The 21,874-nt window shown below is 59.0% G+C and carries 20 protein-coding genes; 16 read left to right on the forward strand and 4 right to left on the reverse strand.

Features of this window, described 5'->3' with window-relative positions; all coding sequences use genetic code 11:
* The first annotated feature begins 38 nt into the window (after nucleotides 1-38).
* The 16 genes from mnmG to glmS all read left to right on the forward strand — a co-directional run bounded on the left by mnmG (nucleotide 39) and on the right by glmS (nucleotide 15,879).
* Entirely contained in the window at nucleotides 39-1,931 is a 1,893-nt protein-coding gene (gene mnmG, locus ACSSNI_RS10940; protein ID WP_200640211.1) for a tRNA uridine-5-carboxymethylaminomethyl(34) synthesis enzyme MnmG, read from the forward strand.
* Nucleotides 1,932-1,936: 5 nt separating this feature from the next.
* Nucleotides 1,937-2,578, forward strand: coding sequence for a 16S rRNA (guanine(527)-N(7))-methyltransferase RsmG (gene rsmG / locus ACSSNI_RS10945; protein WP_418952685.1), 642 nt, complete (start codon nucleotides 1,937-1,939; stop codon nucleotides 2,576-2,578).
* An 18-nt stretch (nucleotides 2,579-2,596) separates the two neighbouring features.
* Entirely contained in the window at nucleotides 2,597-3,385 is a 789-nt protein-coding gene (locus tag ACSSNI_RS10950) for a ParA family protein (protein ID WP_148925713.1), read from the forward strand.
* 9 nt (nucleotides 3,386-3,394) lie between these two features.
* A complete protein-coding gene (locus ACSSNI_RS10955) occupies nucleotides 3,395-4,267 on the forward strand; it encodes a ParB/RepB/Spo0J family partition protein (RefSeq protein ID WP_200640209.1) in 873 nt (290 codons plus the stop codon).
* Between the two features lie 134 nt (nucleotides 4,268-4,401).
* Nucleotides 4,402-4,800 (forward strand): F0F1 ATP synthase subunit I, encoded by a 399-nt coding sequence (locus tag ACSSNI_RS10960; RefSeq protein WP_178114610.1) that lies wholly within the window; start codon nucleotides 4,402-4,404, stop codon nucleotides 4,798-4,800.
* Between the two features lie 14 nt (nucleotides 4,801-4,814).
* Complete coding sequence (gene atpB, locus ACSSNI_RS10965; RefSeq protein ID WP_102837651.1) at nucleotides 4,815-5,687, forward strand: F0F1 ATP synthase subunit A; 873 nt, start codon at nucleotides 4,815-4,817, stop codon at nucleotides 5,685-5,687.
* Nucleotides 5,688-5,756: 69 nt separating this feature from the next.
* The gene (gene atpE / locus ACSSNI_RS10970) at nucleotides 5,757-5,984 is read left to right on the forward strand and encodes a F0F1 ATP synthase subunit C (RefSeq protein ID WP_102837650.1); all 228 of its coding nucleotides are present in this window, start codon (nucleotides 5,757-5,759) and stop codon (nucleotides 5,982-5,984) included.
* 93 nt (nucleotides 5,985-6,077) lie between these two features.
* Nucleotides 6,078-6,548 (forward strand): F0F1 ATP synthase subunit B, encoded by a 471-nt coding sequence (locus ACSSNI_RS10975; protein ID WP_102837649.1) that lies wholly within the window; start codon nucleotides 6,078-6,080, stop codon nucleotides 6,546-6,548.
* A gap of 12 nt (nucleotides 6,549-6,560) precedes the next feature.
* Nucleotides 6,561-7,097 carry a F0F1 ATP synthase subunit delta gene (locus tag ACSSNI_RS10980; RefSeq protein ID WP_200640208.1) on the forward strand — a complete coding sequence of 179 codons (537 nt, stop codon included), beginning with the start codon at nucleotides 6,561-6,563 and terminating at the stop codon, nucleotides 7,095-7,097.
* 15 nt (nucleotides 7,098-7,112) lie between these two features.
* Nucleotides 7,113-8,657, forward strand: coding sequence for a F0F1 ATP synthase subunit alpha (gene atpA / locus ACSSNI_RS10985; protein ID WP_045422988.1), 1,545 nt, complete (start codon nucleotides 7,113-7,115; stop codon nucleotides 8,655-8,657).
* A 50-nt stretch (nucleotides 8,658-8,707) separates the two neighbouring features.
* A complete protein-coding gene (atpG, locus tag ACSSNI_RS10990) occupies nucleotides 8,708-9,571 on the forward strand; it encodes a F0F1 ATP synthase subunit gamma (RefSeq protein WP_200640207.1) in 864 nt (287 codons plus the stop codon).
* Nucleotides 9,572-9,601: 30 nt separating this feature from the next.
* The gene (gene atpD / locus ACSSNI_RS10995) at nucleotides 9,602-10,978 is read left to right on the forward strand and encodes a F0F1 ATP synthase subunit beta (RefSeq protein WP_102837646.1); all 1,377 of its coding nucleotides are present in this window, start codon (nucleotides 9,602-9,604) and stop codon (nucleotides 10,976-10,978) included.
* A gap of 80 nt (nucleotides 10,979-11,058) precedes the next feature.
* Nucleotides 11,059-11,487 carry a F0F1 ATP synthase subunit epsilon gene (locus ACSSNI_RS11000; protein WP_046163281.1) on the forward strand — a complete coding sequence of 143 codons (429 nt, stop codon included), beginning with the start codon at nucleotides 11,059-11,061 and terminating at the stop codon, nucleotides 11,485-11,487.
* 119 nt (nucleotides 11,488-11,606) lie between these two features.
* Nucleotides 11,607-12,971, forward strand: a complete 1,365-nt coding sequence (gene glmU / locus ACSSNI_RS11005; RefSeq protein WP_200640206.1) for a bifunctional UDP-N-acetylglucosamine diphosphorylase/glucosamine-1-phosphate N-acetyltransferase GlmU — start codon at nucleotides 11,607-11,609, stop codon at nucleotides 12,969-12,971.
* Nucleotides 12,972-13,243: 272 nt separating this feature from the next.
* Nucleotides 13,244-14,026, forward strand: a complete 783-nt coding sequence (locus ACSSNI_RS11010; RefSeq protein ID WP_200640205.1) for a DeoR/GlpR family DNA-binding transcription regulator — start codon at nucleotides 13,244-13,246, stop codon at nucleotides 14,024-14,026.
* Between the two features lie 2 nt (nucleotides 14,027-14,028).
* Nucleotides 14,029-15,879, forward strand: coding sequence for a glutamine--fructose-6-phosphate transaminase (isomerizing) (glmS, locus tag ACSSNI_RS11015; RefSeq protein ID WP_200640203.1), 1,851 nt, complete (start codon nucleotides 14,029-14,031; stop codon nucleotides 15,877-15,879).
* Between the two features lie 77 nt (nucleotides 15,880-15,956).
* Here glmS and ACSSNI_RS11020 read toward each other — a convergent pair whose 3' ends face one another.
* The 4 genes from ACSSNI_RS11020 to ACSSNI_RS11035 all read right to left on the reverse strand — a co-directional run bounded on the left by ACSSNI_RS11020 (nucleotide 15,957) and on the right by ACSSNI_RS11035 (nucleotide 21,723).
* Nucleotides 15,957-16,499 (reverse strand): biliverdin-producing heme oxygenase, encoded by a 543-nt coding sequence (locus ACSSNI_RS11020; protein WP_200640201.1) that lies wholly within the window; start codon nucleotides 16,497-16,499, stop codon nucleotides 15,957-15,959.
* Complete coding sequence (locus ACSSNI_RS11025) at nucleotides 16,499-18,901, reverse strand: hybrid sensor histidine kinase/response regulator (protein ID WP_200640194.1); 2,403 nt, start codon at nucleotides 18,899-18,901, stop codon at nucleotides 16,499-16,501. The genes ACSSNI_RS11020 and ACSSNI_RS11025 overlap by 1 nt, the downstream gene beginning before the upstream one ends.
* A gap of 67 nt (nucleotides 18,902-18,968) precedes the next feature.
* Nucleotides 18,969-19,454: a response regulator gene (locus tag ACSSNI_RS11030; RefSeq protein ID WP_200640193.1), complete on the reverse strand. Its 486-nt coding sequence runs from the start codon at nucleotides 19,452-19,454 to the stop codon at nucleotides 18,969-18,971.
* Nucleotides 19,455-19,467: 13 nt separating this feature from the next.
* Nucleotides 19,468-21,723 (reverse strand): ATP-binding protein, encoded by a 2,256-nt coding sequence (locus ACSSNI_RS11035; protein ID WP_200640192.1) that lies wholly within the window; start codon nucleotides 21,721-21,723, stop codon nucleotides 19,468-19,470.
* Nucleotides 21,724-21,874: the final 151 nt, after the last annotated feature.

Below are 21,874 nucleotides of genomic sequence, written 5' to 3' on the forward strand. Positions count from 1 at the left end.
GCTTCCTGAGACTCAACCAAACAGGCACGAGGTGCGTGGTGGATTTCCCTTCCCGTTTTGACGTCATCGTTATCGGCGGCGGCCATGCCGGTACCGAAGCTGCGCTCGCAGCCGCTCGAATCGGCGTAAAAACACTCTTGCTGACCCACAATGTCGAAACGCTGGGACAGATGAGCTGCAATCCAGCCATTGGTGGCATCGGCAAGAGTCATTTGGTGAAGGAAATCGACGCTCTCGGTGGCGTCATGGCAACTGCAACCGACCTGAGCGGCATTCAATTCCGGGTGCTCAACAGCCGCAAAGGGCCAGCCGTACGGGCGACGCGCGCTCAGGCTGATCGGGTGTTGTACAAGGCTGCTGTCCGCGAAGTGTTGGAAAACCAGCCGAACCTGTGGATATTTCAACAGGCAGCCGACGACCTGATCGTTGAGTCCGATCAGGTCAAGGGTGTCGTTACCCAGATGGGACTGCGCTTCCTAGCTGAATCGGTTGTCCTCACAACCGGCACCTTCCTTGGTGGACTTATCCACATTGGTTTGCAGAATTACTCTGGTGGTAGGGCCGGCGATCCCCCTTCGATACCGTTGGCCAAACGTTTACGCGAGCTACCCCTGCGGGTTGGCCGTCTGAAGACCGGAACGCCTCCTCGAATCGATGGACGCAGCGTCGATTTTTCAGTAATGATCGAGCAACCAGGCGATACGCCGATTCCTCCCATGTCGTTTCTGGGTGAGACAGCGCAGCACCCGCGGCAGGTGAGTTGCTGGATCACGCACACCAACGCCCGCACTCACGAAATCATCGCCGCCAACCTTGATCGATCACCGATGTATTCTGGCCTTATCGAGGGTGTCGGCCCGCGCTACTGCCCGTCGATTGAGGACAAGATTCATCGTTTCGCCGACAAGGACAGCCATCAGGTCTTTATTGAGCCGGAAGGCCTGACGACCCATGAGCTCTACCCAAACGGTATCTCGACCTCGTTGCCTTTTGACGTGCAGTTGCAGATCGTTCAAAGCATTCGTGGCATGGAGCAGGCGCACATCGTGCGGCCCGGCTACGCCATCGAATACGACTATTTCGATCCACGTGATTTGAAATACAGCCTGGAAACCAAAGTGATTGGTGGGCTGTTCTTCGCAGGGCAGATCAACGGCACTACCGGTTACGAAGAGGCGGGAGCCCAGGGGCTACTCGCTGGTGCCAACGCTGCGCTACGCGCCAAAGGGTTGGACAGCTGGTGTCCTCGTCGGGACGAAGCGTATCTCGGCGTGCTGGTCGATGACCTGATCACGCTCGGGACGCAGGAGCCGTATCGGATGTTCACCTCGCGCGCCGAATATCGGCTGATTCTGCGTGAGGACAACGCTGATTTGCGATTGACCGAAAAAGGCCGCGAGTTGGGCTTGGTCGACGACGTGCGTTGGGCTGCATTCGAACGCAAGCGCGAGAGTATCGTGCAGGAAGAACAACGTTTGAAGGGCACCTGGGTTCGCCCGGGAACCGAGCAGGGCGATGCGATTGCCGAGCGATTCGGGACCCCGCTTACCCATGAGTACAACCTGCTGAACCTCTTGGCGCGGCCGGAAATCGATTATCGGGGCCTCGTGCAGCTCACCGGCGGCGGAGCCGAAGATCCTCAAGTCGCCGAACAGGTTGAGATCAAGACCAAGTACGCCGGCTACATCGACCGCCAGCAGGAGGAGATTCTCCGCTTACGGGCCAGCGAATCCATCGCGCTGCCAGCTGAGCTGGATTACTCAGGTATTTCCGGACTTTCCAAAGAGATCCAGCACAAGCTTTCGCAGGCACGGCCTGAAACCCTTGGGCAAGCCTCTCGGATTCCGGGCGTCACGCCGGCAGCGGTGTCGCTACTCATGATTCATCTGAAAAAGCGCAGCGCTGGGCAAAAGCTGGAGCAGAGCGCTTGATGGCTATGGAACTGGTTGATCATGCCGATGAGCTCAGACTAGGGGCGTTGCAGCTGGGGCTCGACCTGAGCAGCGCTCAGCAACAGCAGCTAATGGCTTATCTGGCACTGCTGAACAAGTGGAACAAAGCTTACAACCTCACCGCAGTGCGTGACCCGGCCGAGATGGTCTCTCGCCACCTGCTCGACAGCCTGAGCGTTGTGCCGCACGCCGAACAGGGCGGCGCCCGCTGGCTCGATGTCGGAAGTGGGGGCGGTATGCCTGGAATTCCTCTGGCGATCATGTTTCCCGAGCGCAACTTCACCCTGCTTGACTCCAACGGCAAGAAGACCCGCTTTCTCACCCAGGTGAAGCTGGAGTTGAAACTCGCCAACGTGGATGTTGTCCACAGCCGCGTCGAGCAGTTCAGACCGCCGCAGCCGTTCACTGATATCACCTCGCGAGCGTTCAGCTCGCTAGAGGATTTTGCCAACTGGACTCGCCATCTCGGCGATAAAGATTCCCGCTGGCTCGCCATGAAAGGCGTGCAACCAGACGATGAGCTGCAGGCGCTTCCGACGGACTTCCAGCTGCAGAGCTGTGTAGTACTCAAGGTTCCAGGTTGCCAAGGGCAACGCCATCTGCTGATACTGCGGCGCACTTCATGACCCGGACAGACACTGACCATGGCTAAAGTATTTGCCATCGCCAATCAGAAAGGCGGTGTCGCCAAGACCACCACTTGCATCAATCTGGCGGCTTCGCTCGTGGCAACGCGTCGTCGCGTGCTGCTGATCGATCTTGATCCACAAGGCAACGCCACCACCGGCAGCGGTGTGGATAAGTTGGCTTTGGAATATTCGATCTACGACGTGTTGATTGGTGAGTGCAGCTTGGTCGATGCCATGCAGTTCTCAGAGCACGGCGGTTATCAGTTGTTACCAGCCAACCGCGACCTGACGGCTGCTGAAGTTGCCTTGCTGAATCTCCCGGCCAAAGAGAACCGCTTGCGCGAAGCGCTGGCCCCGGTGCGCGAGAATTACGACTACATCCTCATCGATTGCCCACCCTCGCTCTCGATGCTGACGATCAATGCGCTGACGGCCGCCGATGGTGTGATCATTCCCATGCAATGCGAGTACTACGCGCTCGAAGGCCTGTCAGATCTGGTCAATTCGATTCAGCGTATTGGTCAGGCGCTGAACCCATCGTTGAAGATCGAGGGTTTGCTCCGCACCATGTATGACCCGCGCAGCAGCCTGACCAACGATGTCACCGAGCAGCTGAAAGCGCACTTCGGTGAGAAGCTCTATGACACCGTGATTCCACGCAATGTACGCCTGGCAGAAGCCCCCAGCCATGGCATGCCGGCGCTGGTCTATGACAAGCAATCCAAGGGCGCCTTGGCTTACCTGGCACTGGCGGGCGAGTTGTCGCGCCGTCAGCGTCGAGCCGCCCGCAGCGCAACCGCATAAGGAAACTTCATGGCGACCAAAAAACGAGGCCTAGGACGGGGTCTGGATGCCCTGCTCGGCGGCGCCAATGTGGCGGCCATACAAGAGGATGCCGCTCAAGCTGCTGTGCGTGAGCTGCAACAGTTGCCGCTCGACGTTATCCAGCGAGGCAAGTATCAGCCTCGCCGCGACATCGACCCAGTCACCCTCGACGAACTGGCGAACTCGATCCGTACCCAGGGTGTGATGCAACCCATCGTGGTTCGCTCGATTGGCTCTGGCCGCTACGAAATCATCGCTGGAGAACGGCGCTGGCGTGCAAGTCAGCAGGCTGGCCTGGATAAAATCCCTGCCATGGTTCGGGAAGTCTCCGACGAAGCAGCTATCGCCATGGCACTGATCGAGAACATTCAGCGCGAGGACCTCAGCCCTATCGAGGAAGCCGTTGCGCTTCAGCGACTGCAGCAGGAGTTCCAGCTGACACAGCAGCAGGTCGCGGACGCGGTGGGTAAATCCCGTGTGACCATTAGCAACCTGCTGCGTCTGATTGCACTGCCGGAGGAGATCAAGACGCTTCTCTCGCATGGCGATCTGGAAATGGGACATGCCCGGGCTTTGCTTGGACTGCCTGCCGATCAGCAGGTTGAAGGCGCGCGGCATGTTGTCGCACGCGGTCTGACCGTACGCCAGACCGAAGCGCTGGTAAGGCAATGGCTGAGCAAGCCGGAAAGCACCAAAACCGAGCCAAAAAGCGATCCCGATATTGTCCGTCTGGAGCAGCGCCTGGCTGAACGTCTGGGCTCACCGGTGCAAATCAAGCACGGTGAGAAGGGCAAGGGGCAGTTGGTAATCCGTTACAGTTCGCTGGATGAGTTGCAGGGTGTACTTGCGCACATTCGCTGATACAAAGTTTATGTAGTGCCGGTCAGAAAGTGCTACCTGAAGGTTGAACGCAGGATGGGCTGCTCCTATACTCGCGGCGCTTTTTTGACCGCGGTCGAGCTGAACAGCTAACGATCTTTTTCGATGGATGCACGGTGAATATACGCAACAAGACACCTCTCCATCGGTTGCCTGTAGTACGTGTGTTAGCCGTACAGGCGTTCGTTGCGTTAGGCGCAGGCGTAGCATGCGGTTTGTTTTTTGGTATGGTTGCCGGCTATTCGGGATTGTTGGGTGGCCTGATTGCATTAGTGGCCAACCTGTACTTTGCGTTTAAGGCGTTTCGCTATTTTGGCGCGCGCTCGACCACAGCCATTGTTCAGTCCCTGTGGGCTGGAGAAATGGGTAAGCAGATTCTGGCAGCAGCGCTGTTTGCGCTGGTGTTTGTAGGAGTGAAACCGCTGCAACCGGGGGCGTTGTTCGTCGGTTACCTGATGGTTCTGGGCGCCGGAGCGAGCGCCCTCCTGCTGATGAAAAATAATCCGAAGCATTGAGCACTGAGGCGTTTATGGCGAGTACCCCGGCGGAATACATCCAGCATCACCTGCAGAATCTGACCTACGGAAAACTGCCGGAAGGTTACGTACGCGCAGACGGCTCGGTCGTCGACCAGGCTACCTGGACCATTGCTCATTCGGGCGTGGAAGCGCGTGACATGGGCTTCATGGCCGTCCATCTCGATACGCTCGGATGGTCGCTGTTCATGGGACTCATCTTCGTGCTGGTGTTTCGCATGGCGGCCAAGGGCGCTACTGCGGGTACCCCAGGCCGTTTGCAGAACTTCGTCGAGATGTGCGTCGAGTTTGTCGAAGGCGTGGTGAAAGACACCTTCCATGGTCGCAACGCGCTGATCGCGCCGCTGGCCCTGACCATTTTCGTTTGGGTGTTCCTGATGAACAGCCTGAAATGGATTCCGGTCGACTACATTCCAGGTCTGGCGAGCATGTTGGGCCTGCCGTACTTCAAGATCGTACCGACTGCGGACCCGAACGGAACCTTCGGTCTGTCGCTTGGCGTGTTCATTCTGATTCTGTTCTACAGCTTCAAGGTCAAGGGCTTCGGTGGCTTCACCAAGGAACTGGCTTTCACGCCGTTCAATCACTGGTCGCTTGTGCCGTTCAACCTGTTCCTCGAAATCCTCGGTCTGCTGACCAAGCCGTTGAGCCTGGCTCTACGACTGTTCGGCAACATGTATGCCGGTGAGGTGGTATTCATCCTCATCGCGCTGCTGCCGTTCTACGTGCAGTGGACCTTGAATGTACCCTGGGCGATCTTCCACATCCTGGTGATCCCGCTGCAGGCGTTCATCTTCATGGTTCTGACCGTGGTGTATCTGAGCTCTGCGCATGAAGACCACAGTCATGCCGAACTCACGCCGTAACAGTTAAAACCGGTTCAACACGTTTCGTTTTACCAAGAAAACCTTAACCCTTAGCTTCAGGAGCTTTACATGGAACTCGTCTACATCGCCGCCTCTCTCATGATCGGTCTGGGTGCCCTGGGCACTGGCATTGGCTTCGCTCTGCTGGGCGGTAAGCTGCTGGAATCCACTGCTCGCCAACCCGAGCTGGCTCCTCAGCTGCAAACCAAGACCTTCCTGATGGCTGGTCTGCTCGACGCCGTACCGATGATCGGTGTTGGTATCGCGATGTACCTCATCTTCGTTGTCGCTGCTTAAGACTTTTCCGGTTCCTGATGGGGTTCGCATGGCGAGCCCCGTTGCCGTGGAATTGACAACCGCGTCGAACGAGATAGCACGAGGTATATCGCTGTGAACATTAACTTGACGCTGTTCGGTCAAACGTTCGCCTTCGCTATTTTCGTCTGGTTTTGCATGAAGTACGTATGGCCGCCGATCACCAAGGCCATGCAAGAACGCCAGAAGAAAATCGCCGAAGGACTGGACGCCGCAGGCCGTGCGCAGCAAGACCTAAAGTTGGCTCAGGAAAAGGTTTCCAACACTCTCCGTGAGACCAAAGGGCAAGCTGCCCAGATTCTTGAGCAAGCCAATAAGCAAGCCAACGCCATCGTTGAGGATGCCAAGCAACAGGCGCGCGCCGAAGGCGAGCGACTGGTAGCCGGCGCCCGCGCCGAGATCGAGCAGGAAGTGAATCGTGCCAAGGAGCAACTGCGTAACCAGGTAGCCGTGTTGGCTGTCATGGGTGCGGAGAAGATTCTGGAGTCCCAGGTGGACGCCAAGGCACACAACGATCTGGTCGAAAAACTGGCCTCCCAACTCTAAGCGAGGCAAGCGATGATCAATACCCAGACGCTTGCTCGGCCCTATGCAAAGGCCGCTTTTGAGTTTGCCAGCGCGGCTGGCCAGATTGATGCCTGGTCGGGCATGTTGAGCCTGGCTGCGGTCGCTGTTGACGTTCCCCAAGTTACCGAACTGCTTAAGAACCCGCGTCTGACCAGCGAAAGCAAGGTCCAGACATTGGTTCAGCTGTTCGGTAGCGACATCGATGAAGCATTCCGAAACTTCGTCTCCACACTCGGCGATAACGATCGTCTGGATGTGTTGCCGACTATTCGGGAGCTGTTCGAGGAACTCAAGGCTGAGGCCGAAAAGACACTCGACGTTGAAGTGCAGACGGCCTTCGAGCTGACCTCTGTGCAACTCCAAACTTTGGCTGCCGCCTTGTCGAAGCGGCTAGATCGTACCGTCAACCCCCAGCAGGTCGTGAACCCTGCGCTGATCGGCGGCGTTGTTATCCGCGCCGGCGATGTGGTTGTCGACGGTTCGGTCCGCGGCAAACTGAGCCAGTTGGCCGAATCGTTGAAATCCTGATTTGAGGGTCGTGGCATGCAGCAACTGAATCCTTCCGAGATTAGTGAAATCATAAAGCAGCGCATCGGCAGCTCCGATGTGTCTGCTCAAGCGCGCAATGAGGGTACCGTCGTCAGCGTTTCCGACGGTATCGTGCGCATTTACGGCCTGGCCGACGTGATGTACGGGGAGATGATCGAATTCCCCGGTGGCGTCTTCGGCATGGCCCTGAACCTGGAGCAGGACTCTGTAGGTGCCGTTGTATTGGGCGCGTACCAAAGCCTGACCGAAGGCATGAGCGCCAAGTGCACCGGTCGCGTACTGGAAGTTCCGGTTGGTCCGGAACTGCTGGGTCGCGTCGTTGACGCTCTGGGCAATCCCGTTGACGGCAAGGGCCCAGTCAATGCTCAGGCAACTGACGCTGTCGAGAAAGTCGCACCGGGCGTGATTTGGCGTAAGTCGGTCGACCAGCCGGTTCAAACCGGCTACAAGTCGGTCGATGCGATGATCCCGGTCGGTCGTGGTCAGCGCGAGCTGATCATCGGCGACCGTCAGATCGGTAAAACCGCTCTGGCCATCGACGCGATCATCAACCAGCGCAACAGCGGCATCAAGTGCGTCTACGTGGCCATCGGTCAGAAGCAGTCGACCATCGCTAACGTGGTGCGCAAGCTGGAACAGCACGGTGCACTGGCCAACACCATCATCGTTGCCGCTTCGGCTTCCGAATCCGCTGCGCTGCAGTTCCTGGCACCTTACGCCGGCTGCACCATGGGCGAATACTTCCGCGATCGCGGCGAAGACGCACTGATCGTTTATGACGATTTGTCCAAGCAGGCTGTCGCCTATCGTCAGATCTCCCTGCTGCTGCGCCGTCCGCCAGGACGCGAAGCCTATCCAGGTGACGTTTTCTATCTCCACAGCCGTCTGCTGGAGCGTGCATCGCGCGTTTCCGAAGAGTACGTCGAGAAGTTCACCAATGGTGCCGTGACTGGCAAGACCGGTTCCTTGACCGCTCTGCCTATCATCGAAACCCAGGCTGGTGACGTATCTGCGTTCGTACCGACCAACGTGATTTCGATCACCGACGGCCAGATCTTCCTCGAGTCGTCGATGTTCAACGCCGGTATCCGTCCGGCCGTTAACGCCGGTATCTCGGTATCCCGCGTCGGTGGCGCCGCTCAGACCAAGATCATCAAGAAGCTCTCCGGTGGCATTCGTACCGCACTGGCTCAGTACCGTGAACTGGCGGCCTTCGCCCAGTTTGCCTCTGACCTGGACGAGGCGACCCGCAAGCAGCTCGAGCATGGTCAGCGTGTCACCGAGCTGATGAAGCAGAAGCAGTACGCGCCAATGTCCATTGCCGACATGGCGGTGTCCCTGTACGCAGCCGAGCGCGGCTTCCTGCAGGACATCGAAGTAGCCAAGGTTGGTGCCTTCGAACAGGCGTTGATTGCCTATTTCCATCATGAGCATGCTGCTCTGCTGGACAAGATCAACGTGAAGGGCGACTTCAACGACGAAATCGACGCAGGCATCAAAGCCGGTATCGAGTCGTTCAAGGCCACCCAATCCTGGTAAGCCGCAGCGGGAGCCGCGAGGCTCCCGCTTGCTAACCCGATAGGTGTCAAATGGCAGGCGCAAAAGAGATTCGCAGCAAGATTGCGAGCATCAAAAGCACGCAGAAGATCACCAGCGCCATGGAAAAGGTGGCGGTCAGCAAGATGCGCAAGGCACAGATGCGCATGGCTGCCAGCCGTCCCTATGCGGAGCGGATCCAGCAGGTTATTGGCCACCTGGCCAATACCAACCCTGAATACCGTCATCCGTTCATGGTTGAGCGCCCGGTCAAGCGTGTCGGCTACATCGTCGTGTCGTCCGATCGTGGCCTGTGCGGCGGCTTGAACACAAACCTGTTCAAGGCGCTGATCAAGAACATGAAGGAATGGCACGACAATAAGGTCGAAGCTGACCTGTGCGTGATCGGTAACAAGGGTGCGAGCTTCTTCCGCAGCTTTGGCGGCAATGTGGTCGCGGCAGTCAACGGACTTGGCGAAGAGCCGTCGATCAATGATCTGATCGGCAGCGTCAAAGTCATGTTGGATGCTTTCGATCAAGGCCGTCTGGACCGTCTCTACCTGGTGTCGAACAAGTTCATCAACACCATGACGCAGAAGCCGACCGTAGCTCAGTTGCTGCCGTTGGCCGCGAGCGACGATCAGACCGCGCCGAAAGGTAAGTGGGACTATCTGTACGAACCCGACGCTCGCCTGTTGCTGGACGCGCTGCTGGTTCGCTATGTCGAATCCCAGGTCTACCAGGCCGTGGTCGAAAACGGCGCCGCCGAACAGGCAGCCCGGATGATCGCCATGAAGAACGCAACCGACAACGCCGGTGAGCTGATCAGCGACCTGCAACTGGTCTACAACAAGGCCCGTCAGGCTGCGATCACGCAAGAAATTTCGGAAATCGTCGGCGGCGCTGCCGCGGTTTAAGAACGGTTCAAATATTCAGAGGAACCAAACATGAGTAGCGGACGTATCGTTCAAATCATCGGCGCCGTTATCGACGTGGAATTTCCGCGCGATCTGGTACCGAACATCTATGACGCGCTGAAAGTGACCGGCGCCGAAACGACCCTGGAAGTTCAGCAGCAGCTGGGCGACGGCATTGTCCGTACCATCGCCATGGGTTCGACCGAAGGCCTCAAGCGTGGCCTGGACGTCAGCAACACTGGCGCAGCCATCTCCGTACCGGTGGGCACTGCCACACTGGGCCGGATCATGGACGTGCTGGGCAACCCCATCGACGAAGCCGGTCCGATCGGTGAAGAAGAGCGCTGGGGTATCCATCGCGCGGCGCCGAGCTATGCCGAGCAGGCTGGCGGCAACGAGTTGCTGGAGACTGGCATCAAGGTTATCGACCTGGTTTGCCCGTTCGCCAAAGGCGGTAAGGTCGGTCTGTTCGGTGGTGCCGGTGTGGGCAAGACCGTAAACATGATGGAACTGATCCGTAACATCGCGATGGAGCACAGCGGTTATTCCGTGTTCGCCGGTGTGGGTGAGCGTACTCGTGAAGGTAACGACTTCTATCACGAGATGAAGGACTCCAACGTTCTGGACAAGGTTGCACTGGTCTACGGCCAGATGAACGAGCCACCAGGAAACCGTCTGCGCGTGGCACTGACCGGCCTGACCATGGCCGAAAAGTTCCGTGACGAAGGCAAGGACGTTCTGCTGTTCGTCGACAACATCTACCGTTACACCCTGGCCGGTACCGAAGTGTCCGCCCTGCTGGGTCGTATGCCGTCCGCGGTGGGTTACCAGCCGACACTGGCCGAGGAAATGGGCGTTCTGCAAGAGCGCATCACCTCTACCAAGAGCGGTTCGATCACCTCCGTTCAGGCCGTTTACGTACCTGCGGATGACTTGACCGACCCGTCCCCGGCGACCACCTTCGCCCACCTGGACGCCACCGTGGTTCTGTCGCGTGACATCGCTTCCCTGGGTATCTACCCGGCGGTCGATCCGCTCGACTCCACGTCGCGCCAGCTGGATGCCAACGTGATCGGCCAGGAGCACTACGACACCGCTCGCGGCGTTCAGTACGTGCTGCAGCGCTACAAGGAGCTGAAGGACATCATCGCGATTCTCGGTATGGACGAACTGTCCGAAGCCGACAAGCAGCTGGTATCCCGTGCTCGTAAGATCCAGCGCTTCCTGTCCCAGCCGTTCTTCGTTGCCGAAGTCTTCACCGGTTCGCCAGGCAAGTACGTTTCGCTGAAAGAAACCATCCGTGGCTTCGCCGGCATCCTCAACGGTGACTACGATCACCTGCCGGAGCAGGCGTTCTACATGGTTGGCGGTATCGACGAAGCCATCGAGAAAGCCAAGAAACTGTAACTGGCGCGCCCGCTTGCGGGCGCCAATAAGCTCTGCTGGCGGCGAAGGTTTCCAGCGGAGCTCATTACCGAGGCATAAGTATGGCTATGACAGTCCACTGTGACATCGTCAGCGCGGAAGAAGAGCTGTTCTCGGGGCTGGTAGAGATGGTCATCGCCCATGGTCACCTGGGTGACCTGGGTATTCTGCCGGGCCACGCTCCTTTGCTGACTGATCTCAAGCCCGGTCCGGTGCGTGTGATCAAGCAGGGCGGCGAAGAAGACATCTTCTACATTTCTGGCGGCTTCATTGAAGTACAGCCGAACATGGTGAAGGTGCTTGCCGATACTGCTACTCGCGCCAAGGATCTGGACGAAGCGGCGGCGAAAGCTGCAGTTACAGCCGCTGAAAAAGCGTTGCACGAGAAGGGTGCCGAGTTTGACTACGGCTCCGCTGCTGCGCGTCTCGCCGAGGCTGCAGCCCAGCTGCGGACGATCGAGGCGATGCGCAAGAAGTACGGTCGCGGTTGATCCGCTAACGGCTTCATCGCGAACGAGTAAAAGGGTAGCCTTGGCTACCCTTTTTCTTTTTCTGCCACTTGGAAATAACCCCCGCGTCGGCCCGCGGCTACGTTTGTTCAGGATCTGCCATGTCTCTCGATATCGTCATTCTCGCGGCTGGTCAGGGTACGCGCATGCGCTCGGCCCTACCGAAAGTACTCCATCCCGTAGCGGGTCGTTCCATGCTTGGGCATGTCATCGATACTGCTCGCTCACTCGCGCCAAAGGCCATCCACGTGGTCATCGGCCACGGCGCCGAGCGGGTTCGCGAACAGCTGGCCGCGGATGATCTGAATTTTGTGGTGCAGGCTGAGCAGCTGGGAACAGGACATGCAGTGGCGCAAGCGCTCCCGGCACTTTCGGCCGAACGTGTGCTGATCCTTTATGGTGATGTGCCGCTGATCGAGGCGGCGACGCTGGAACGTCTCCTGCAGCAGGTCACCCCACAACAGCTAGCACTTCTCACTGTCAACCTGGCCGATCCCAGCGGCTATGGACGGATCGTTCGCGATGGGCAAGGGGTGGTGCAGGCGATCATCGAACACAAGGATGCATCCGCTGCGCAGAGGCTCATCACTGAAGGCAATACCGGCATCTTGGCCGTGCCTGGTGAGCGGCTTGCCGACTGGCTGTGCCGGCTGTCGAACAGCAACGCCCAAGGTGAGTACTACCTGACCGATGTGATCGCCATGGCGGTCGCCGATGGGCTGGTGGTCGCCACCGAGCAGCCGCTGCATGCAATGGAAGTTCAGGGCGCCAATGACCGCATTCAACTGGCTGAGCTTGAGCGACATTATCAGCAGCGCGCCGCTCGCCATTTAATGGCACAGGGCGTGACTTTGAGAGATCCGGCGCGTTTTGATCTGCGCGGCGAGGTTACTGCGGGTCGCGATGTGCTTATTGATGTGAACGTGATTCTCGAAGGCAAGGTTGTGATCGAGGACGGTGTGGAGATCGGCCCGAATTGCGTGATCCGCAACAGCACGCTACGCCGCGGTTCGGTGGTCAAGGCCAACAGTCATCTTGAAGGCGCGGAATTGGGTGAAGGCGCTGATTGCGGGCCGTTTGCCCGTTTGCGTCCCGGCGCGGTGTTGGGCGCCAAAGCGCATGTTGGCAACTTCGTTGAGGTAAAGAACTCCAGCCTGGGTGAGGGCGCCAAGGCCGGGCACCTCGCCTATCTGGGCGATGCGGATATAGGTGCACGGACCAACATCGGGGCCGGCACCATCACCTGCAATTACGACGGTGCAAACAAGTTCCGCACAGTCATGGGCAAGGACGTCTTCATTGGCTCCAACAGTTCGTTGGTGGCTCCGGTGACCTTGGGCGATGGCGCAACCACCGGCGCGGGCTCGGTGATCACCGCTGACGTCCCGGCTGAAACTCTGGCCCTGGGACGAGCGCGACAAGCAGTGATCACAGGCTGGCGGCGGCCTCAGAAAGGCCAGAAGTAGCAGCGAAAGACGTCGTCGTGGGTCTGCGGCTCTGGCTCTCCTGTACTAGTGGCGTCAGAGCGTCGCGCTGGTGAGCTGCTCAATCACGACCCTTTACCGCGATTTGGACTCGAAGGATTGGGGAGTGGAGCTGTAAGCCAGGTGCTAAACAGTTGACCAGTCAATCCTTATGGTCTGGCGCGCTATTTACGCTTTTATGCGTCTCCTCAGTTGACCGTTGCGCAGATATAGGTTTTGATTCGCCAGCTCTTCTTTCGAACCGAAACTTAAATATGTCGAAACGCAACACCCCGCAGCGACGTCACGCGATACTTGCCCTGCTAAACGAGCAGGGCGAGGTCAGCGTCGACGAGCTGTCCAGGCGTTTCGAGACCTCTGAGGTGACCATCCGCAAGGACCTCGCCGCGCTGGAGAAAAACGGTCTGCTGTTGCGTCGCTACGGCGGTGCGGTGCCCCTGCCACAGGAGCTGATTGGTGATAATGCGCAGCCGGTATCGCTTTGCAAGCAAGCCATCGCCCGTGCCGCTGTGGCATGCATTCGTGAACATGCGCGAATCATCATCGACAGCGGCACCACCACCGCAGCCATGATCCCGCAGCTGGGCCACAAGCATGGTCTGTTGGTCATGACCAATTCGCTGAGTGTGGCCAATGCGTTGCGCGAGCTGGAACACGAGCCGACACTGTTGATGACAGGGGGTACCTGGGACCCGCATTCCGAGTCGTTCCAGGGACAGGTGGCCGAACAGGTGCTGCGTTCTTACGATTTCGATCAGCTGTTCATCGGTGCAGATGGTATCGATCTGCAGCGTGGCACCACCACCTTCAACGAGCTGCTCGGCTTGTCGCGGGTGATGGCCGAAGTCGCGCGAGAAGTCATCGTGCTGGCCGAGTCCGACAAGATCGGCCGACGTATTCCCAACCTGGAGTTGCCCTGGGGCGACATCCAGACCCTTATCACGGACGACCGCCTCACCTCCGAGGCGCGTTCAAGCATTCAGGCCCGCGGTATCAAGCTGATCTGCGCGCCCGTCGAAACCCATCAGGAGTCCTGACCATGTGTGGCATCGTTGGCGCCGTCGCTGAACGTAACATCACCGCAATCCTGCTCGAAGGGCTCAAGCGCCTGGAGTACCGGGGCTACGACAGCGCCGGTGTCGCCGTGCTGGATGCCAGCGGCAGCCTGCATCGCCTGCGCCGTTCCGGCAAGGTCGCCGAGCTGGAACAGGCGCAACAGGACGAGCAACTTACCGGTCGCCTGGGCATTGCGCACACCCGCTGGGCCACTCACGGAGCACCTTGCGAGCGCAACGCTCATCCACATTTTTCGGGCGACGACCTCGCCGTGGTGCACAACGGCATCATCGAAAATCATGAAGCGCTGCGCCAGCAGCTGAAAGGGATGGGTTATGTTTTCGTGTCCGATACCGACACCGAAGTCATCGTTCATCTGTTGCATCACAAACTCGGCGAGGTTGGCGACCTGACCGTCGCGCTCAAGTCAGCGGTAAAGGAGTTGCACGGAGCTTACGGCCTGGCGGTAGTCAGCGCGCAGCAGCCAGATCGTCTCCTCGCGGCTCGCAGCGGTAGCCCGTTGGTGATAGGCCTGGGCCTGGGTGAGAACTTCCTCGCCTCCGATCAGCTGGCACTGCGTCAGGTCACTGATCGCTTCATGTACCTGGAAGAAGGTGACATTGCCGAGATCCGCCGCGACAGCGTGAAGATCTGGAACGTCGATGGCGAGCCTGTCGAGCGCGAAAGCGTGCAATACCATGAAGGCGCCGAAGCAGCGGACAAGGGCGAATATCGCCATTTCATGCTCAAGGAAATTCATGAGCAGCCCAAGGTCGTGCAACGTACCCTCGAAGGCCGTCTTGGCGACCATCAGGTACTGGTGCAGGCGTTCGGCCCGCAGGCCGCCGAGCTGTTCGCCAAGGTGCGCAATGTGCAGATCGTCGCCTGTGGCACCAGCTATCATGCCGGGATGGTCGCCCGTTACTGGCTGGAAGAGCTGGCCGGCATTCCGTGTCAGGTAGAGGTGGCCAGCGAGTTTCGCTACCGCAAGGTGGTGGTGCAGCCGGATACGCTGTTCGTCACCATTTCTCAGTCTGGCGAAACGGCCGACTCTCTCGCCGCGCTGCGCAACGCCAAGGCGCGGACGGAAGGGGAAGGGCGATATCTTGCCAGCCTGGCTATTTGCAACGTCGGCATCAGCTCGTTGGTGCGTGAGTCCGATCTCACCCTGCTGACGCAGGCCGGGCCTGAAATCGGCGTGGCTTCGACCAAGGCCTTCACCACGCAACTGGTCGGCCTGTTGCTGCTGACCCTGTCACTGGGACAGGTACGCGGCACCTTGACGCCAGCCCTGGAAGCGGAGCTGATCGACGAACTACGTCGTCTGCCGACACGTCTCGGCGAGGCGCTGGCTATGGACACCACGGTAGAAAAGATTTCCGAACACTTCGCCGAGAAGCACCACACACTGTTCCTCGGCCGTGGCGCGCAATACCCGGTGGCTATGGAAGGGGCGCTGAAGCTAAAGGAAATTTCCTACATCCACGCCGAGGCTTATCCGGCCGGTGAGCTCAAGCATGGCCCGTTGGCGCTGGTCGACGCTGACATGCCGGTGGTCACGGTAGCACCGAACAACGAATTGCTGGAAAAGCTCAAATCCAACCTGCAGGAAGTACGCGCGCGTGGCGGTGAGCTGATCGTCTTCGCTGATCGTGAAGCAGGCATCGAGAACGGGGAGGGCACCTTTATCGTCAGCATGCCGCACATCCACGATGTGCTGGCGCCGATCCTCTACACGATTCCCCTGCAGCTGCTTTCCTATTACGTTGCCGTGCTGCGCGGTACCGACGTTGACCAACCACGTAACCTGGCTAAATCAGTCACCGTCGAATAGGACGTTCGATGTTCCTAAGCGCGCGCGCGTGCGTGCGTGTTGAACAAGGCAAAAAAGCCCGTCAGGGCTTTTTTGCTTTATGACCTGTTCGACCGGGCTGCGCCCAGAAAACGCTCGAACGTGTCATTCGCTCCGGTAAGTACCTCCGACCAGTCACATGCCGAGCCCTGCTGTTCGAGCTTCTGTAGAAAACTTGGCCACAGTGGCGTCGCGCTGCCATGGTTCAGATAGCGTAGCGGGGCAGACGGATTGGCGTCGGCAACGCGACGCGCCAGCACACGACCACCCAGGCGCGAGCCTTCGATCACATAAGCCGCGCCCCAGCTCCAACCGGGCGAGGGTGCCATGCCAGCCGGCGTCAACGGCGGTTCCGCGCAGCCCAGTGCCTTGAGGTCTGCGAGCAATGCTTGACGTCTGCAACGCAGCGGCCAGTCATCGAGCATCGTTTCGATACCGGCCTGCTCCAGCTCGATTTCCAGCGGAATGAGCACCTGTGCATGGGCCTGTAAAAAAGCGCGGTAGCCTTCGGGCTGATCCAGCCGATAGGCTGAAAAGGCCGCGTCGACGCGTTCATGTTGCGCCGCAGTGGCTGAGCGCAACTGATTTCGCAAAGTGTCCATCAAGCCGGGTAACTTTCCTTTAGGACCATGCTTAGCTTTCGCACCAACTGTTCCTCACGAAAGGGCTTCTGAATGATAGTCGAGCTGCCCATTCCCAGTTCGCCAAGCTCGGCGTAGCCGGTGATGAATACCACGGGCAACTTTGGGTAGCGAGACGAGACAGCTCGCGCGAGTTCACCTCCGTTCATGCCCGGCATCGCGAAGTCGGCTAGTACCAGATCCACTGCCGCACCTTGTTCAAGCAGCTCCAAGGCCGACCGACCGCCGTCGGCTTGCACTACTGCGTAGCCCAGGTTGCTCAGCATCTGTGCGGTTACTTCGCGCACGGCGGGGTCGTCATCGACCAGCAGTACCTTATGCGAGGCTTCGTCGATCGGCGTGCCCTGCTCATGGTCCGCTAGGCCGAGACTGCGTTCGGGGGCAGTCACCCGAGGCAGGTATACCCTCACTGTGGTGCCCACGCCCAGCTCGGTCTCGATGCGCGCCCCGCCACCGGATTGCTTGGCAAAGCCGAACACCTGAGCCAAACCGAGCCCTGAGCCCTTGCCGACTTCCTTGGTGGTGAAGAAGGGTTCGAAAGCTTTCTGCAGCACCTCGTCTGTCATGCCGGAGCCGGTGTCTTTGACCGAAAGCACCACGTATTCGCCCGGCCCAGGCTCTTCAGCACGTTCTGCTGGCGCGCTGATCACTGCGTTGTCGGTACGCAGGGTCAGGCAACCACCGGAGCCCATCGCGTCTCGCGCATTAATGGCGAGATTGAGGATGATCATCTCGATTTGCGTAGGGTCAACCAGCGCGTGCCATAGCCCGGCACGGGTATCGGTTTCGATGGTGACGGAGCCACCCAGGGTGCTGTGTAGCAGGCTCAACAGGCCGACCAGGGTGTCGTTGAGATCGACGGCCTTTGGGGCGAGTTGCTGGCGGCGTGCAAACGCAAGCAGCTGACTGGTCAAGGTTGCACCGCGCTCGCCGGAATCCTGAATGTACTGCAGGCGGCTGAGTGATTTGGCCAGCGGTGCGCCGCGTTCCAGATCGTTCTTGAGAAAGCTGGCGCTGGTGAGGATCACCGTCAATAGGTTGTTGAAGTCATGCGCGACACCAGCCGTAAGCTGGCCGACGGCCTCGAGCCGTTGCATTTGCTGCAGCGTGGCTTCGATGCGTTCGCGTTCTTTAATCTGCTCAGTGAGCTCGCGGTTGGCGTCGGCAAGCTTGTCTACCGCCGCTATTTCGCTGGTGATGTCACGTGCAGCGGCGTACATCATTCCGGCCTCAGGTACGGCGGTCCAGGACAGCCAGCGATAGCTGCCGTCACGATGCTGCATGCGGTTGACGAAGCGATCGGTGACGTTACCGCAGCGAATGCGTTCGGTCTCCGCTTGGGTCGCGCTGAGATCATCGGCGTGGACCAGTGACCATAGCGGTGTGTTGATCAGGTCTTCGCGCGGCCAGCCAAGCGCTTCTTCCCAGGCGGGGTTGAGTGCAATCACTGTGGTGTCGAAACGCATCACGGCGAGCAGATCCCGTGACAGCTCCCAGGTCCGGTCTCGTTCCCGGGTACGTTCTTCTACGCGTTCACCCAGGGCTATATTCATGCGTTTGAGCGCTTCGGTCGCCAGCCGCTGCTCGGTGACGTCCATCACTACACCGATGAAGCGCTTGCACAGGCCTTCATCGAAAAACGCTTGGCCACGGGTTTCAAACCAGCGAACCTGACCGCTTTCGAGCATGATGCGGTAGTCGGTGGTGTACTCCTTGTCGCCCTTGTCGATGCTGATCGCTTCCCACACGTGTTCGCGCATGCGCTGAAGGTCGTCGGGATGGCACAGCGACTCGAAGACATGGATATCCACAGGCGCACGGTCGGCCAAGCCGAACATGGCGCGGCAGCGACGATCGAGAACCAGCCTGTCGTGCTGTGGATCGTAGTCCCACATTCCGAGCCCCGCAGCGTCGATCGCCAAACGCGCCCGAACTTCCACCTCGCGCAGCGCCTCCTCTGCGCGCAACCGCCCGCATCGCTCCTGGACCTCGCTCAATGCCCGCTCGACAGCCTTCGGAAGAAAGCCGAGGTTTTGCTTGAGGACATAGTCCACGGCGCCGGAGCGCATCATGTTCACAGCATGCTCCTCGCCGAAGACTCCGGAGAGGAAGATGAACGGAGTTTCGGGTGCGAGCAGCCTGGCATCCTGCAGCGCCAGGCTGCCGGAATAACCGGGGAGAATGAAGTCGGAAAGAATCAGATCGAAGCTTCGGCGTTGCAGGGCTTCGACAACACCTGCCTGGTCGAAAACCACTTCGCTATCGATGCCGTAGCCGCTTCTTTCGAGCGTGACGAGCGCTAGTTCAGCGTCGTGCGGGCTGTCTTCAACAAACAGGACGCTGATAGGTGTTGTCGCCGGCATAACCATCCTGTCGCGGATACCGCACTACTTGAAAGGAGTTCTGCTTTGGAGCCTTAAGCATGAGCGTTTAGCCCGGCTCCTCACTGTTCTTGCGATCCCGAAGTTGGCGCTGCAACCGCAGTGATCCGGGTGGCGGCTCATTCAGCACGGCCCAGAAAATCCCCAGATCGGAGATGGCGGCGACGAAATCTCGGAATTCGACCGGCTTGACCACGTAAGCGTTCACTCCGAGTTCGTATGCTCGAACCAGGTCGGGCTCTTCACGGGACGATGTGAGCATCACCACAGGAATGCTGCGCAATTCTGAGGTGTCCCGAACGTTCTTCAGCACCTCCAGGCCATCGACTTTTGGCAGTTTCAGGTCCAGCAGGAGCACAGCTGGATTGCCATCGGCGCGGCCTGAGTGGTCCCCGCGGCGGTGCAGGTAATCCAGGGCCTCGGCGCCGTCGCGCATGACAATGACGTCATTGGCCAACTGACTGCGCTCAAGCGCCACCAATGTCAGCTCGAGATCGTGTGGATTGTCCTCGACCAGCAAAATCGGTTTGAGCATTTAGAGTCCCGTACTAAATGGGTGAGGCGTAGGTAAGTCTGGGGAGCGAAAAGAAGAAGGTTGCGCCCTGGTTAACCTCGCCGTTGGCCCAGACCTGACCATCATGGCGTTCGATGATCCGGCGCACGCTGGCCAGACCAATACCAGTGCCTTCGAATTCTTCCATGCGATGCAGACGCTGAAAGACGCCGAACAGTTTGTTGGCGTACTGCATGTTGAAACCCACGCCGTTGTCGCGGACATAGACGATGATTTCCTCAGCACGCTCTTCAGCACCGACCTCGATGGTCGCGTGCTCGCGTTTGCGGCTGTACTTGATCGCGTTCGAGATCAGGTTGCGCAACGCCATGTGGATGAAAGCAGCGTCGGCGACCACGATCGGCATAGGATGGACCCGCCATTCTATTTCGCGACCTTCACAATCGGGTGCCATTTCCTGACGAATGGATTCAACCAGCGCGGAAAGATTCACATCGGACAAGCGCAACGCGGCGCGACCCATCTGGGAAAAGCTCAACAGATTGTCGACCAAGGTTCCCGCAAAGCGGGCCGCGTCGCCGATGTTGTCGAGAAAGCGCAAGCCACGTTCGCTGAGCTTGCTGCCTTCGAGCTCTCCAAGTAGCTCGGCGTACCCGGCAATGTGTCGCAACGGCGCACGCAAGTCGTGCGAGACGCTGTAGGAGAAAGACTCAAGCTCCTTGTTGCTTTCGCGCAATTCTCCAGCCAGTTGGGCCATTTCTTCGGCCTTGCGCAGAACGATACCGAGTACCGCTGTGCGCAACTCCAGCGCTCCCTCCAGCTCTACCTGCTGCCAAGGTGTCGCGAAACCACGGACTGTTTCCCGCCAGCTTTCAAAGCTGTGACGCGGCGAAAGACTGCCCTGACTGTCGATCCGCTTCTCTGGCTGTCCAGCCCAGTTGACTGTCTTGATTTGTTCGCGTCGAAACCAGATCAGGTAATGCGGATGCAGACGGGAGATAGAGATGGCCAGCAAACCGGCGCAATGCTCGGCAAGCTCGGGAATGGCCGGGATGTCGCGGCTGACACAGTCGGTGCTGAACACCAGTTGCTCGCGTTGCTTCGACAGCCACTGGGTCAGGCGCACAAGCAAGGCGGCTGGCGGCGTCTCGCCAATCGGTTCGGAGTGCTCGCCGGAGACAATCGCGCCGCCGACCGCACCGGCGAACTCCAGCACGACCTGTGGCAGACACTTGAAGCCTTCAATGACGCTGTCACGGTCTGCCATGGAGGAAAGCATCTCGACGATCTGCCGTCGCAGTTCGAGCTTGCGTTGCGCCAGGGTCGCCGCTTCTTTGGCTTCGATTTGCAGCGACAGAATGCGACCCAGCAGTTCGCAGGCTGTACGGGTCTGATAGTTGACCTGGCGAGGCTCGGCGTCGTGGCAGGAAATCAGTCCCCAGAGGCGCCCCTGGATGACGATGGAGATCGACATCGAGGCCAACGTGCCCATGTTGCGCATGTATTGCAGATGAACAGGCGACACGCTGCGCAGCGAGGCGAAACTCAAGTCCAGCGGCTCCCCGTCAAGGGTGAGCGTGGGCACGATCGGAGAGGGTTGGTAATTGGCGTCCTGGATCACGCGGATCAGGTTGTTGCAGTAGAGCTGGCGCGCTTGCGGCGGGATATCCGAGGCGGGAAAACACAGACCCAGATAACTTGGATAGCCGTCGTCAGCCTGCTCTGCCAATACATGGCCGTTGCCCTGGGCGTCGAATCGATAGGCTTTGACCCGACCGAAGCCGGTGATGCGCTTGACCTCATGAACAGCCAGTTGGCAGATGTACTGAAGGTCTTGCGCCTCCTGCAGCTGTACGACGAAGGTCCGCATCAGCGGGTATAGCTTGTCGTATGCCGCGCTTGGGCTACCGGCCGATTCGAACTCGACGATCAGCTTGCCCTTGAAACGGTGCGCCATCAGGGCTAGCGGCGGATGGTTGCTGCGGCCCGGCAAGTTGAAATTGATGTCCCGCAGGTGAAGAGGGTTGTGGTCATCATCGGCTAATGAAGCCAACCCTTCAGCGAAACCGCATTCACCAATAAGGTCGGTCAGCGGCTGTCCCAGCAGCGCCTGCGCATCAACACCAAGCCATTCACGCACGTTCTCGCTGGCCTGGGTAATGGTCAGCTGGGGCTCGCTGAGCACCAGCAAAAAGCCATGAGGCTGAATGCTGCCGGGGATATGGATCGGCTCATCACCGCACTGGGCGATCGCCTTGGCGAGCGTGTCTAGATCTTCAATGGATGCCACAATTTCTCCTGTCCACCCCGTTACGGGCTGATGGCGACGAGCAGGCACCAATTGCGGTTGCTACCTAATGGTCTGAGACTGCAAGGCGGACCGTTCATTACCTGCGATACCTAGCGGTGCGCCATTTTTTCCAAACGGCAAGTACTTTAGC

It is taken from the genome of Stutzerimonas tianxiuensis (assembly GCF_053470365.1).

What these genes read in the sequence shown, in the direction of transcription:
- rsmG (WP_418952685.1), top strand. Translation starts at nt 1,937, where the DNA reads ATGGAACTGGTTGATCATGCCGATGAGCTCAGACTAGGGGCGTTGCAG.
- ACSSNI_RS10950 (WP_148925713.1), top strand. Translation starts at nt 2,597, where the DNA reads ATGGCTAAAGTATTTGCCATCGCCAATCAGAAAGGCGGTGTCGCCAAG.
- ACSSNI_RS10955 (WP_200640209.1), top strand. Translation starts at nt 3,395, where the DNA reads ATGGCGACCAAAAAACGAGGCCTAGGACGGGGTCTGGATGCCCTGCTC.
- atpB (WP_102837651.1), top strand. Translation starts at nt 4,815, where the DNA reads ATGGCGAGTACCCCGGCGGAATACATCCAGCATCACCTGCAGAATCTG.
- atpE (WP_102837650.1), top strand. Translation starts at nt 5,757, where the DNA reads ATGGAACTCGTCTACATCGCCGCCTCTCTCATGATCGGTCTGGGTGCC.
- ACSSNI_RS10980 (WP_200640208.1), top strand. Translation starts at nt 6,561, where the DNA reads ATGATCAATACCCAGACGCTTGCTCGGCCCTATGCAAAGGCCGCTTTT.
- atpA (WP_045422988.1), top strand. Translation starts at nt 7,113, where the DNA reads ATGCAGCAACTGAATCCTTCCGAGATTAGTGAAATCATAAAGCAGCGC.
- atpG (WP_200640207.1), top strand. Translation starts at nt 8,708, where the DNA reads ATGGCAGGCGCAAAAGAGATTCGCAGCAAGATTGCGAGCATCAAAAGC.
- atpD (WP_102837646.1), top strand. Translation starts at nt 9,602, where the DNA reads ATGAGTAGCGGACGTATCGTTCAAATCATCGGCGCCGTTATCGACGTG.
- ACSSNI_RS11000 (WP_046163281.1), top strand. Translation starts at nt 11,059, where the DNA reads ATGGCTATGACAGTCCACTGTGACATCGTCAGCGCGGAAGAAGAGCTG.
- glmU (WP_200640206.1), top strand. Translation starts at nt 11,607, where the DNA reads ATGTCTCTCGATATCGTCATTCTCGCGGCTGGTCAGGGTACGCGCATG.
- ACSSNI_RS11010 (WP_200640205.1), top strand. Translation starts at nt 13,244, where the DNA reads ATGTCGAAACGCAACACCCCGCAGCGACGTCACGCGATACTTGCCCTG.
- glmS (WP_200640203.1), top strand. Translation starts at nt 14,029, where the DNA reads ATGTGTGGCATCGTTGGCGCCGTCGCTGAACGTAACATCACCGCAATC.
- ACSSNI_RS11020 (WP_200640201.1), bottom strand. Translation starts at nt 16,499, where the DNA reads ATGGACACTTTGCGAAATCAGTTGCGCTCAGCCACTGCGGCGCAACAT.
- ACSSNI_RS11025 (WP_200640194.1), bottom strand. Translation starts at nt 18,901, where the DNA reads ATGCCGGCGACAACACCTATCAGCGTCCTGTTTGTTGAAGACAGCCCG.
- ACSSNI_RS11030 (WP_200640193.1), bottom strand. Translation starts at nt 19,454, where the DNA reads ATGCTCAAACCGATTTTGCTGGTCGAGGACAATCCACACGATCTCGAG.